Origin of the sequence: Bartonella kosoyi (assembly GCF_003606325.2) — a bacterium.
Taxonomy (GTDB): Bacteria; Pseudomonadota; Alphaproteobacteria; order Rhizobiales; family Rhizobiaceae; genus Bartonella; species Bartonella kosoyi.
On the sequence record NZ_CP031843.2, the window covers coordinates 1692515 to 1705258 of the forward strand.

The window sequence follows — 12744 nt, forward strand, 5'->3', positions numbered from 1 at the left end:
TCAAAACTCAAAACCCCTTCAAAACCTATAGAGGTTGTGTGTTGGATATCTTTAGACACAAGATTTAAAAGAACCTCTGTATGTCTCTTCTTTAAAAAATTATAAAACAAAAACCCTCAAAGATACTTCGTAAACCCTTTGTTGGTACGATAAGATCTTTGAAGGTTTTAAGGATAACAAAAGATTACAATGACTTCATTGTTTTATGCAGTTGTTTTTAACGAAAGGATGCCATTCATAACGTATGGTAGGGCGACCGCTTTGAGAGCTATTTTCACTTGCTATTTGACGAATATGATTGGAACGACATAAGAGCTCTAAAGCTTGCTTAACGGTTCTATTATCTGTTAAACCGGTCCAATTTCTTTGATGAATATCACGTAAAGTAAAGACATCGGGTAAATGATTACAACGCTCGACAATCAATTTTGCCCCCTCTGTTGCTAAGCTATCCGCCGCCGCATAAAGTCTTTTGACATGACTTAACAAATATTTTTCCCATCGCAAGGCTGTTTGAAGGGCATCTTTATTGATTTCAAAACGCCCCCCTTCAGTTAATTCAAAAATCAATGCAAGACTTACTATGGTCTTAGGCATTTTCAAAAGATGCGCTTGTAAGCTTTCAGAAAGGTTGTTCTCTTTGGCTTCTTTAAAAATCTTTTGCATCCATTCACGAAAGATCTCTTGAGCTTCAGCAGAAAAACGCATCACAAGCGGATATTCTGGTGAACCAAGGGGTTTATCATAAAGAGAGCGAAATGCCCCTTCATACGTTTCCCATGCCTCTTGATTGGGAGGTCTATCAACCCATTTCCAATCTTTTGTCTCATCGGGAAAGACCAGCATTTGAAAGCGTTGTAAGAAACCATCATTGCCTTTGCCATATAAAACATTGCGTATAAAGGGGAGAATGCGAGAGGGTTGAATGCCCCCTATAATAGAAACGGTTGCATTAGGAATAAAAATGGTTCCACGCCCAATCCGGTCATAAGTAAATTGACCATCTCCATTAAAAGCTTCCAAATAAAAGGCACGGTCTGTTTGATATTCCTTGCGTTCCATATCTGTTAAGAAACCGGATAACTCATCACGCACCATTAAGAGACCACGGGGGTTTTCTTTTAAGAGTTCCCCAAGCTTTTCAACGGTCACATCATTGACAATAAAACGAGAGACATCATCATCATGCACATTGTCTTTAGAGAGGGTTTCAGACAAAAGAGCACGGGCTGTTTCAAGATCTCCTTTTTTTATTGCTTTATTGGCTTGTCTTTCCTTTTCTCGTTTGTCTAAAGTTTCAAACCTCTCTTCAATTTGTTGTTTTTCTTTCTGTTTTAACCAGTCTTTATACCATTTCTTTTGAAGGCAAGTGATAGGAGTTAAAGCGGCTTTCATGGCTGGTGTTTTGAATGTTGATGATTGACCAATAAGAGCCCCCCAGAGATTAGGCACCACAATCCAATCATCATATTGTTTTGGGGCAACCCGCACGCCATTGCCAATGACAGCAGCCAAGGCACAGAGAGCAGAGACAGCAATAAAATCCATAGGGGCTTGTTGACGCTCTGAAACGTCATAAACATAATCCATAAATGGCATTGGGAGTTGTAATGGGTCAAAAGGCTCGACGGGTAAGAGAGCCGTCTTGATCGGTTGCAATTCCCCCCAACCATTTTGTTGCAATGCTTGCTTATAAGGAATGGCTTCTAAACAAGTCTTATCATTTAAAGAGCCATTATCGTTATCATTTAAAAGAGTATTATTCTCTAAAATATTTTTATTATCTTGTATCATGTTATTTGCCCTAGAAGATAAAGAAGATCGTTAAAATATGCATTATGCGGGGCTTGCCTCATAAGGACCTCAAAGGCTTGGCTATAAGCACGCGTAGCAAAGGTAAAATTAGCTAAAGTCTTTTTGATTGGTTGGCTTCCATAACGCCCATGCCAAACCCTCGGCACAGCACGTGTGATGCCCCGCGCATTCTTAAAAGAACACATCATTTTAAATCCTATAACGTTGCGTCACAGGACGGATTGTGCTATCTCTAAGGTGATGAGTTTGAGAAAGCCTTGTCCGTCCTTACGTGACAAGGTTTTTTTATGCCGCGTCACTTTGACGTTGCTGTTTCGCTTGCTCGATTACATTCAAGAGATCCGATTGTAACCAACGGGATAAAAAACCAAATTTTAAAGGTTTTGGGAGAGATCCATTGGTAACATGACGGCGGAAAGTTGAGACACTCATATGAAGCAATTTTGCACTTTCACGGTCAGTTAAAAGAATATCATTTTCTGTCATTTTTAAATCCTTTCATAATAAAAAATAGAACCAAATCATGCCTATTTATTAAGCACATTTTGGTTCATTTTTGAAGGTATTTTATTTATAGAAAACAATATTTTATCATACAATTTCTGATGTGATAAATTATGAGTCTTATTGAGAGCGAATGAGAGAGAAGAGAGCTAAAGTTATCCACAGATCATGGGGTTATGCACCCCATATCTTAAGATTGACCGGTGACATAAGCCGCCCATTTATTCATATAGACACGGCGCTGTTCTAGATAGTCAGTCCGACGATAGGCACGCTCTACTTTACCGCCGACCGTATGACTTAAAATGGTTTCAGCGACCTCATAGGGGGCATCGGTTGTTTCAGCGAGCCAATCACGTAAACTAGAGCGAAAACCATGGGGGCAGGCTTTAAGACCAGTTTGTTGCATGTATTGAGCCATACAATTTACACCAAGGGGACCGCGACCTTTAGCAGAAAAAAAGAAATCATTGCGAGAGAGCAAACGCGCTTGTTTTAGAATATCTAATGCCTCTGTTGATAAGGGCACGCGAAATTCTTTTGTTGTATCACGCTTTCCTTTCATATTTTCAGCAGGGATAGTCCATATATCCCCATCAATCTGATTTTCACGAATATGACGTAAGGGATTAGTACGAACCCCTGTCAGAATAAGCAACCGCAAAGCCAAATGTGTCATAGTTATTTTTTGGCAAAGCGTTTGATAAAAAGCCGGCACATCTCTCCAATCCATGGCTGGTCTATTAATAACATTATGACGTTGTTTGCCTAAGAGCGCGCGTGCTTTTTCTACAGCTTGTAAATCAACATCCAATCCTAAGGCAGCCGCATGTTTGAGACAAAGATTAAGACGATTCAGTGCTTTACGCGCGGTATCAGCTTTTGTATGCCAGATAGGAGCAAGGGTATTGCGTATTTCTGTTTGCGTAATCTCAGAAACGGGCAGACAGCCTAATTTAGGGAGAATGTAAAGCCGCAAGGGAGAAAACCAGTTCCCATTTTTACCATCTCCTTTTAATTCAGCTTTCCGACTTTCAAAAGTCTCTAAAGCAATGTCTTTTAAATAATGAAGATTGCTTATTGCCTCACGCTTTTGTTTTTCACGTTCTTTAATGGGGTCACGACCCTCACGTAAAACCGAACGCCACCCAGTTGCCAATTCACGGGCTTGTTTTAAAGAGACATCTCGCAACGCTCCCAATCCCATTTCACGACGGCGTCCGTGAAGGGTATACCGTAAAATCCATTGAACACCTCCATCTTTACGCTTATGAAGTAACAAGCCGGCGCCATCATTATATTTGCCAACTCCCAATGTTGCGACAGATCTTGCATTAAGACGGTTCATAAGTGTCATTTTTACTCCTTTCTTATACAGTTTTTACCCACACACCAGCCCCGCTTTTGACGTGCAAGCAAGTGATATGAATTGATTCAATCTGAGAGGGTTTAGAATAAGAAAATCTTACTATATTCGGGGCTTTAATTCAATATGCAAAACAGTAAATTATATATAAAAATCAATGTGTTGCTAGCGCCCGACGCCCTTATAAGGGCATCAATTTCAAAACTTTAAATAACTAGGATTAATAAAATGAATTCTATCTCAAAAAACACCCCCGTTCTCTCTAACATTTCAAATGAAACCACGCTTGTTAATCAACAAGAGCCTGCAAAAAAATACGAATTTACAGGTGAAACAATAGAGGTTGGCTTTAAAACACTTCATAGAATTCGCGCTTTAAGAGATTTTGGAGACGTCAAAAAAGGTGAGTTAGGCGGGTTTATACAAGGTGAAAGTAATTTATCCCATGATGGCAATTGTTGGGTTGGCGGTAAAGCTAAGGTTTATAGCAATGCAAGGGTTTACGATAATGCCGTTGTAAGTGGTTATGCCCATGTGAATAATATTGCTTGTATTTATGAAAATGCAAGGGTTTATGGCAAGGCGGTTGTGGCTGGCAATATTTATGGCAATGCTCATGTTTATGGCTTTGCACGTATTTATCCGGATGCTCATATTTTTGGTAATGCTCATGTTCATTATTACGCTTGTGTTTTTAATGATACAAAGATTTATGATAATGCGAAAATTTCCGGATATGCTTGTATTTTTCCAAATGTAAAGATTTTTCGCAATGCGGTCATTAAAGGTGACACTTGGGTTCGTAATAATATTGAAGTCTGTAATAAAGAAATTGTCTATAATGACCAGTCTATAAAAGACGCTGCGTAAATAAGACACGAGCGCGGCGGGGGCGCCCCTCTTTAAAACATTTCATTCTAAAATTTAAATCTCTATATATAAAGGAATAGTGTTATGCAAAAAAAATTTGCACTCACAAATGAGACACGTGTAATTAGTAATCATACTCTTTATCGCATTAAAGCTTTAAAAGACTTTTCTGATGTTAAAGCAGGGGATCTAGGGGGCTTTATCGAAAAGGAAAGTAACTTATCACATAATGGTAATTGCTGGGTAGCTAATGAGGCTTGTGTTTATAATAATGCTCTTGTTTCTGATAATGCTACTGTTTTTAATTATGCTCGTGTTTTCGATAACGCAACGGTTTGTGATAATGCAAAGGTATTTGATTTTGCTAGTGTTTATGACAATGCAAAAATACATGATAATGCCTTGGTTTTTGGATATGCTTTTGTTTACAAACATGCTCGTGTTTTTAATAACGCCGCTGTATGTGATAAGGCTGTTATAAGAGACAATGCAAAAGTCTATGGGAATGCTTTTATTAATTGGTATACACGTATTGAAGACAATGAAACGATTAATCTTGCATCTCAAATTTCTGATGACGCTTGTGTCTCTTTACCTATAACAAAAAAATACGAATTTACGAATCAAACGCGTTGTGTGGCTGGTCATACTTTACACCGCATTAAAGCCATTAGAGATTTTGCTGATGTAAAGACTGGTGATTTAGGTGGTTTTATCGAAAAGGAAAGCAATCTCTCTCATGATGGCAATTGCTGGGTCTATGATAACGCTACCGTTTTTTGGGAAGCTGTCGTTTCTGACAATGCAAAAATACATGATAATGCTTGTATTAATAGAAATGCTAAAGTTTATGGCAATGCCGTTGTTAATGATGATGCATGGGTTTTCAGTGCAAATGCTCATGTTTATGGCAATGCAAAAATTAATGACAATGCTATCGTTCGTGGTCAAGTTTATGACAATGCCTTTGTTTGTAATAAAGCTAATATCGTTTTTGATGCAAAAATCTCTGATAATGCGAAAATTGCTGATAATGCTTATGTAAAGGGCTTTGTTTATGGCAATGCAAAAATATTAGGCTCTGCTCGTATTGATTGGGCTGCTCATGTTTACGATAATGCCGTCGTTTCTGACAATGTATATGTTTGTTACTTAGTAAAAATCTTTGGCAATGCTATAGTTGATGGCAATCAAAAAATTTATGATGATATTGGGAATAATAACAAAACCATAAATGAAGCTGCTTAAATAAAGCATGGGCGTTGTGGGGGCGCCTGCTTTCAATCCAATTTTCCATTTCAAATTTTATCAAACGTTTATCACATTAGATTGTGAGGGTACTCTTATGTACAAAAAATACGAATTAACCAGCGAAATCAAAAAAATCAAACATGCTCTTACTCGAAATATTATAAACCTTTATCGCATTCGGGCTTTAAGGGATTTTGATGATGTCAAGGCGGGTGCTTTAGGTGGTTTTATTGAAAAGGAAGTCAACCTATCCCATGATGGCAATTGCTGGGTCTATGATGATGCTTGTGTCTATGGTCATGCCCGTGTTTATGATGATGCAAAAATACGCCATTATTCGCAAGTCTGTGGTCTGGTTTATGGCAATGCTGAAGTCTATAGTAAGGCTTTTATCTCTCAATATGCAAAGATTTACGATCAGGCTTTTGTCTATGGCAATGCTCATGTGTATGGCAATGTTTATGGCAATGCTCATGTGAGTGGTGCTGCTCGCGTTCTTGCTGATGCTCATATTTATGACCATGCCCATGTTTCTTATGATGCTACGGTTTTTAGTTATGCACGCGTCTATGGTCATGCTAGGGTTTGTGGCTCTGCTTGTATTTATAGCCATGCGAAAATTTATAATTATGCTGTGATTAATGGTCGTGCAAAGATTTATGGCAAGGTCTATGGCAATGCGCGCGTGGGGGGCTCTTGTGAGGTTTATGGCTCTGTCTATGGCAATGCAAAAATCTTACATTGTGCAACGATCTGGGGGCGTGCTTATGGCAATGCAACAATCAATACAAAAAGCAAAGCAAAGTTAGTTCCCAAAAATTGTGAGGTTTATCAAAGCGATAATGTCGTTAAGATTATTGATAAAACAGAATAAAAACAAGCATGGGAGCGCCTTCTTGATAGCTATAAACGTATCATAAAAGAGAGAATTCATAAAAAAAAGCCGTGCCAAGTGATATGACGCGGCTTTCAAAGAATGATTCTTATGATAAAAATAACCACCTACAATGGAGTAATGAATGCATATATACAAAATGTATCATATTTCAAGTGCTCTATTAAAAATATGAAAACTTATCAAAAGGAATGTATGATGCGTATGATCTTTAATCACTCATTTGAATGAGAGAGCCTATAAACGCTTTTTGTTAATCTCAAACGTATCAATCATAACGCCCTCATTTGTGAGGTGGTCTTTTGAAATAAAGCCCATGATCAAAATGCTTCTTTTAAAACGTTTCAATATACTGACTTTAAAATTGAGTTGAGTAAATTGAAATAACTTACATTCTAAAAATCAAAACGCTTTTTAGATTCATCTCAATACAATCAAAAGCAAATGCCTCTTAAACAAATGTCTTTTTTAAAACATTCTTTTTACATCTGTAAACGTTGGTTTTCAAAACAATCTCTCATAAGACAAATAAACAACCGCTTTTATCAAAGGTAAGGCTTTAAAAACTGTTATAAACATCCGTTTCAAACGTTCACTTAGAGAGGTTCTCATAAGCGTATTTTTAACAAAGCTTCTTTGCAAATTAATCGCTCTATATTTGGCTAGCAAAACTAAGTAAAATCTCATGCCTTATGATGTTACAATAGTTTTGAATTTTACTTGCTTATCTTTGTCTAAATAGGTGCCCTCAAATTTGAGGAGACCTCTTTGGGTTTCGTATTTTTAAACTATAACTTTTAAAACGTTTTTTAGTACCAAGTCTAAAGTAGATAGTAATTCTACTGCCATGGCATGATTTGCCTCCATTTTTTTGTGGAAGCGAATATAGTTCTGTTCTAAAAACTAGTCTGCAATCTATTCATTAAAAGGCTTTTCATTTCATAAGATATAAAATACCTCTTTATCGTTTTCTAAACTTTTAGAAAGCGTTTAAAAGCGATCTTGTCCTTAATCCTTTTATGCAATCTTTATAAATTAAACCTATAAGCTTATGACAGTTTCAAACAGTTAATTTCTTTAATGCCATTTTAAATGGTTTTTCCCAATTTGGGGAAAAATTATATGATCTCTATTTTCTATAAATGCGTATCTTTTGATACAATTTACCTTATAACAGTTTCAAACGATTACCCTCTTATAGAATGATCTAATATTGCTATAACACTCTTTAGTTTTTGCGCTTCTCAATTTTGAAAACTATAATTTTATGTTTTTATCATGTGATTAACAAACCAATCTTTAAAACAAGATATAATCTTTAAACGTATGTTATCGATAATTACAAACGACTAAATTTTTAAACAATGTGATTTGTGCTGTGATAAAAACGTATCATAAAATTTATAAACTGTTATGAATGATATCTGCTTTTCATTTCATTGAATGCACCCATGCGTTATAATATTAGCATCATGATTTGCTTTTTATGGTCTATTCATACATGCCAATCTTATATAAAAAATGATCAAATGAATCACGTATAAAAGTGTGGATTCTTAAGTGGATTCATATAAAATAATTGCAATCAACATATTGACTTTATTGTGTTTTTTATGATAATATCTTTCCAAAGGCGAAATGGTTATGCTGGAACGGATGGAATTACTGGCAAGATAAGTGGTAATGGCGGGGATGCTGGGGGTGATACATCAAGGGGTGGCTCTGGAGGAACTGGACAAGGTTCCTATAGTTCAGGAAAAGCAGGGCGTGGCTTTGGAGGTGGGGGTGCTGGTTCTCATGGGGATGATTCTCCAAGCGGTGCTGGAGCTGGGCGCTGTTCTTATAAGGTTATGGAAAGATTAAATGATTATGAACAATTGCAAAATAAAGACGAGTAAGTTTAAGTTATAATAGCACCTTTAAAAAAGCATCCCAATACGATAGAATGGTACTAACAAGAACTCGTGAAAAGAGGATGTATTTTAGGTTGCTTATGTTTTAGAGCTTGCGCTAAATCATAATTTGCCTGCATAGCGAGCCAAGCGCGTGCAGTACTCACACCAGCCATTTCAAGCCGAATAGCGAGATTTGGACTAAGTGCGGCTTTCCCATTTAAAACCCTAGAAAAAGCAACACGAGACATACCAAGCCGTTCGGCTGTTTCGCTAACAGATAAACCAAGCTCTGCGATTACATCTTCACGCAATAATTCACCGGGATGTGGAGGATTTTTCATCATTTTTTAGTTCTCCTTATTTAATGATAATCTAGATAATCAACCAATTCGACATCTATACCAACAAAACGGAATATTACGCGCCAATTTCCATTTACAGTAATTGACCAGTAGCCCTTAAGATCACCTTTTAGAGGTTGTAATCGAAAGGACGGATAATTCAAATCATTTGGTGATATAGCTACATCAAGAGTACCTAAAATACGCCTTAACTTTTGAGTATGGGCTGATTGAATTCCTTTTGTCACACCAGTATTGTAAAAGGCTTCAAGCCCTTTATGTTTAAATCCCAAAATCATAATACACTATATCGTGTATCGTTACTAAATACAAGAAAAAATCTATAAATCCTAAAAAATGCCTTGTCATTGATTTACATGACCAATCGCAGGAACAAGATCTTTAGCGGTCAAGTTCATTTGTTTCATTCTAAATTTAATAGCCTCAATTGGATGAGGTGGAGAAACAGGATAGTGCTCTGCTTCATACGCTTCAATCAACAATACAAGAACCTCCATTTGATCAAATTCAGGAGTCCCCTCTTGAGGTTGATTATCGAACATTGCAGACACAATTTCTAAGGATTCTTGATAATCTTGTTCAGTGCGAATAGGCTTGATGTTCATTTTTTAAATTTCTTTAAATGATATAATATCGATGGCATACTGTTTAAATTGTAACGGTTTTAAAATTAATTGCAAAGAAGACTATCCATGACTACACGCAATCCTAATCGCTGCCCTACTCATCCAGGAGAAGTTTTAGCTGAATCCTTAGAACATTTAAATGCAAGCAAAACGGAAATTGCTAGGATTCTTCAAATATCACGCCAGCACTTGCACGGCATTCTTAAAGGAGAACGTCCAGTCACAGCCGTAACAGCGGCTCGCATTGGTAAATTGTTAGGAAATGGACCAGCCCTTTGGCTACAGCTTCAAGCCAATTATGATGCTTGGCATGCTGAACGTGAAACAGATGTTAGCAAAGTTCCGACACTCCATACTGTTTAATTGTATAACTCAGTCTCTAGAAACTTTTCCAAGTGGCTTTATTGCTTTAACTTCTTTAATTTTAAGTGCAATTTTACGCATAAAAGCAAGACTAAAACGCCCTTGTGGTTTTAAATCTTCAAAGTCAAACAAAGATTCGCAAGAAACAACATTAAATTCATCAACACGTACCCAAGATTGCTTTTGCAACCCCACACGTTTGCATTCTATCTCAGGTACTTTTAAGCTAAATTGCAAATTAACTGGCTCTTGAGAAGTGATAGGAAACAAAAAAAGATGCTTTTCAGTTTTAACCATGACACAAGAAGGACGCGCTTTACGCCCTGAATGTTCACCTTTTTGCGCTTGTTCGTGCCATAAATAATAATACCGAACAACATCCCCTGCTTTAAACATGTTCATCACTGTTTAAAATGTCATCTAAACCACGATTTAAATCGTCTAATATATTTTGCGGTGCATCTGCATAGGAAAAAGATTGTACGCTAGAACGCGCTTTTATTAATTCATGATATAAATCAACAGGAAGCATAATGATTTTTTCACGCCCTCGCTTCGTTAAAGCAACAGGCGTTGACATCGCTTCGTCTAAAATATCACCTGCCCCGCGATTTACATCTGTAAAACTATATTTTTTCATCAGTACAGCCTTTTAATAGATAATACGTATTGTACGTATAATATGTATTATGTAAAGATATTTTACAACACACTGGAGAAAAAGCACCCTTTATGTGATTGGAATAAGCTTCTTTAAGGGAATCTACTAAACTCTTCCCCACTTAGAAGCAGGGAAGAGAGGTTATGTTTTACCTTAAGCAACCTTTTTAATGGGGCTCTCGAGATTTGGTTCATAAGCGCGCAATAAAGAATCCATGCTATGCGGTAGCTCTGAAGAACCAAAATCTGTGAGAACTGCTAAAATCTTAACAATATTTGGCACATCATCTTGGAGCTTTAAAATCAAAACCTTTTCTACAAGACTCATGATATCAACCAAAGCTGTACAATCTTTATCGTTGATATTTTCATCATTAGAAAACTGAAACAATGCTATCCATAAATCGCACAAGAAATTGGTATCTATCTTCATTGTACACCTCCATGGATTTGCTCTCTCAAACATGCCAATCCTCTGGATGTGATTTTTGTTGAAGGGAGTACCTTTTCTGTACCATCCGGTCTTTGAATGGTGATAGCAGGGCAATCCATAAAGCCTTTCTTGATTTTATCCTGATAAGGTAATAGAGGCGCCCCCGGAGCACGACGATAGACCCAATCATGTTTACGCAAGTAATCGGTTAAGTCCTTTGGTCGCACCTCCAACATCTTCGCTGCTTCGATAAGACCAAACAAACCATCAGAACGTTTTAAACCTTCCAAAGCCTCTGCTTTTGGAGTCAATTCAGCAATAACATGATCTTTCTGCTCAATTTGATTTTGTAAGTGATTCAAAACACCAAGTAATGCCTCGGGTTTGGAATAATCAACTTGTGGTGTGGTTACTTGTTTCAAAAGCCGTTCACATTTGATAAAATATTGACGCGCTTCATGTCCTTTATCATTACGCTCTATCATCGAAAGGTGTTTAGCCATGTCTAAGGTAATGTGGTATTCTTTTACCTTTCCACCGCTTACTAAATTTTTAGTAAGCGTTATAAAGTTTATATTTTCCTGAAATTTACATTCTTTAATGCGGTTTTTAATCCAATCATTAAAGCGGGCTTTTATCTCTAAAAATGTGTGTAATTCACGGGCATTGACGGTTTGAACAGTCTCTTGATCAATAACCTGTTCTGATATTTCTATAAGTGTGTTCATAACGAACTCCTTGGTAATAGAGGTTTTTCATTGACACTCTAAAGAGTGTCGGGCGCTGAAAAACACGGTACCAAGTCCGTCGTTACGCTTTCCCCGAAAGGGTATTGTATAGCATAACCACACCCGACAGAATTATTATACGCACGTAGCATATAACGAGTCAAAGTATTTAATGTGCGGAAGATAAACTATGTCGGTAGTTTGTCCGTTTGGTATTTAAGGTGTTTTTCAGGCACCTGATTCGAAAATACACATTGCATAAATAATGTCAAGCACCTTTCTATATTTTTGTTAATTTCATCTATAAATGCTGGACGCTTAAAACACAGCAATCATCCCCTTCGTTTTCCCATTCATTTCATTAACCAATATTTTAAAGGAGTATAAAATGGTAACAGGTTTTTTACACGGTGTTGAAGTCGTCGAGGTTGACGACGGCACCCGCCCCCTTCGTGCAGTTCAGTCTGGCGTTATCGGAATTATCGGCACAGCACCTGATGCTGATGAACAAGCCTTTCCTCTTAACACACCGGTTTTGGTAGCGGGCTCTCTTTCACAAGCCGCAAAACTCGATAAAACGGGTAAGCGTCAAGGTACATTACCCAATGCCCTTGATCTCATTTTCAAGCAAGTAGGCGCAATTGTCGTTGTCATCCGTGTGCAAGAAGGTGACAACGAAAATGCAACACTCACCAATATTCTAGGTGGTGTAAACGCAAATGGCGCTTATGAAGGCGTTCATGCTTTCATTGGAGCACAATCCATTGTAGGACAAACACCACGTATTCTGATTGCTCCAGGCTTTACACATCAGCGCCCTTCCAGCGTTGGTATTGAAGGGAATGAAACTAGTGCAACTGCCAACCCTGTAGCAGCAGAACTGATTGGCATTGCAGAGCGCCTGCGCGCTATTGTGGTGCTTGATGCTAGCAACACATTGATTTTTATATATAATTTACTGTTTTGCATATTGAAT

At 37.4% G+C, this 12744-nt stretch carries 16 protein-coding genes and 1 pseudogene; 6 read left to right on the plus strand and 11 right to left on the minus strand.

What is annotated here, in order from left to right; translation table 11 throughout:
* Positions 1-195: 195 nt before the first annotated feature.
* The 4 genes from D1093_RS07400 to D1093_RS07415 form a co-directional block, all read right to left on the minus strand.
* On the minus strand, positions 196-1794 hold the full coding sequence (locus tag D1093_RS07400) for a YfjI family protein (protein WP_120101686.1): 1599 nt from the start codon (positions 1792-1794) through the stop codon (positions 196-198).
* On the minus strand, positions 1791-2003 hold the full coding sequence (locus tag D1093_RS10270) for a hypothetical protein (protein ID WP_244613979.1): 213 nt from the start codon (positions 2001-2003) through the stop codon (positions 1791-1793). The genes D1093_RS07400 and D1093_RS10270 overlap by 4 nt, the downstream gene beginning before the upstream one ends.
* A 97-nt stretch (positions 2004-2100) precedes the next feature.
* Complete coding sequence (locus tag D1093_RS07410) at positions 2101-2301, minus strand: helix-turn-helix transcriptional regulator (RefSeq protein ID WP_007347209.1); 201 nt, start codon at positions 2299-2301, stop codon at positions 2101-2103.
* Positions 2302-2509: 208 nt separating this feature from the next.
* The gene (locus D1093_RS07415; RefSeq protein ID WP_120101688.1) at positions 2510-3676 is read right to left on the minus strand and encodes a tyrosine-type recombinase/integrase; all 1167 of its coding nucleotides are present in this window, start codon (positions 3674-3676) and stop codon (positions 2510-2512) included.
* A gap of 237 nt (positions 3677-3913) precedes the next feature.
* Here D1093_RS07415 and D1093_RS07420 point away from each other — a divergent pair, with 237 nt between their 5' ends.
* The 4 genes from D1093_RS07420 (at position 3914) to D1093_RS07435 (ending at position 8599) form a co-directional block, all read left to right on the plus strand.
* Complete coding sequence (locus D1093_RS07420) at positions 3914-4555, plus strand: LbetaH domain-containing protein (RefSeq protein ID WP_120101690.1); 642 nt, start codon at positions 3914-3916, stop codon at positions 4553-4555.
* Positions 4556-4639: 84 nt separating this feature from the next.
* Entirely contained in the window at positions 4640-5803 is a 1164-nt protein-coding gene (locus tag D1093_RS10540) for a hypothetical protein (RefSeq protein WP_120101692.1), read from the plus strand.
* A gap of 97 nt (positions 5804-5900) precedes the next feature.
* On the plus strand, positions 5901-6680 hold the full coding sequence (locus tag D1093_RS07430) for a hypothetical protein (protein ID WP_120102381.1): 780 nt from the start codon (positions 5901-5903) through the stop codon (positions 6678-6680).
* A 1634-nt stretch (positions 6681-8314) separates the two neighbouring features.
* Entirely contained in the window at positions 8315-8599 is a 285-nt protein-coding gene (locus D1093_RS07435) for a hypothetical protein (protein WP_244613980.1), read from the plus strand.
* A 53-nt stretch (positions 8600-8652) separates the two neighbouring features.
* On the opposite strand, the gene D1093_RS07440 is transcribed toward D1093_RS07435, so the two are convergent.
* The 3 genes from D1093_RS07440 to D1093_RS07450 form a co-directional block, all read right to left on the minus strand.
* Positions 8653-8940, minus strand: a complete 288-nt coding sequence (locus D1093_RS07440) for a HigA family addiction module antitoxin (protein ID WP_120101694.1) — start codon at positions 8938-8940, stop codon at positions 8653-8655.
* Between the two features lie 17 nt (positions 8941-8957).
* The gene (locus D1093_RS07445) at positions 8958-9236 is read right to left on the minus strand and encodes a type II toxin-antitoxin system RelE/ParE family toxin (protein WP_120101695.1); all 279 of its coding nucleotides are present in this window, start codon (positions 9234-9236) and stop codon (positions 8958-8960) included.
* A gap of 66 nt (positions 9237-9302) precedes the next feature.
* Positions 9303-9563, minus strand: coding sequence for a helix-turn-helix domain-containing protein (locus D1093_RS07450; RefSeq protein WP_210246184.1), 261 nt, complete (start codon positions 9561-9563; stop codon positions 9303-9305).
* 87 nt (positions 9564-9650) lie between these two features.
* Here D1093_RS07450 and D1093_RS07455 point away from each other — a divergent pair, with 87 nt between their 5' ends.
* Complete coding sequence (locus tag D1093_RS07455) at positions 9651-9947, plus strand: HigA family addiction module antitoxin (protein WP_120101697.1); 297 nt, start codon at positions 9651-9653, stop codon at positions 9945-9947.
* Between the two features lie 9 nt (positions 9948-9956).
* Here D1093_RS07455 and D1093_RS07460 read toward each other — a convergent pair whose 3' ends face one another.
* The 4 genes from D1093_RS07460 to D1093_RS07475 all read right to left on the minus strand — a co-directional run bounded on the left by D1093_RS07460 (position 9957) and on the right by D1093_RS07475 (position 11768).
* On the minus strand, positions 9957-10343 hold the full coding sequence (locus tag D1093_RS07460; RefSeq protein ID WP_012231062.1) for a hypothetical protein: 387 nt from the start codon (positions 10341-10343) through the stop codon (positions 9957-9959).
* Positions 10336-10587 (minus strand): type II toxin-antitoxin system prevent-host-death family antitoxin, encoded by a 252-nt coding sequence (locus D1093_RS07465; protein WP_120101699.1) that lies wholly within the window; start codon positions 10585-10587, stop codon positions 10336-10338. The genes D1093_RS07460 and D1093_RS07465 overlap by 8 nt, the downstream gene beginning before the upstream one ends.
* Before the next feature lie 174 nt (positions 10588-10761).
* On the minus strand, positions 10762-11040 hold the full coding sequence (locus D1093_RS07470; protein ID WP_120101700.1) for a hypothetical protein: 279 nt from the start codon (positions 11038-11040) through the stop codon (positions 10762-10764).
* Complete coding sequence (locus tag D1093_RS07475) at positions 11037-11768, minus strand: antA/AntB antirepressor family protein (RefSeq protein WP_120101702.1); 732 nt, start codon at positions 11766-11768, stop codon at positions 11037-11039. The genes D1093_RS07470 and D1093_RS07475 overlap by 4 nt, the downstream gene beginning before the upstream one ends.
* A gap of 388 nt (positions 11769-12156) precedes the next feature.
* On the opposite strand from D1093_RS07475, the pseudogene D1093_RS07480 reads away from it, so the two are divergent.
* Positions 12157-12705: pseudogene (locus D1093_RS07480) on the plus strand (phage tail sheath protein); the annotation flags it as partial.
* Positions 12706-12744 lie beyond the last annotated feature (39 nt).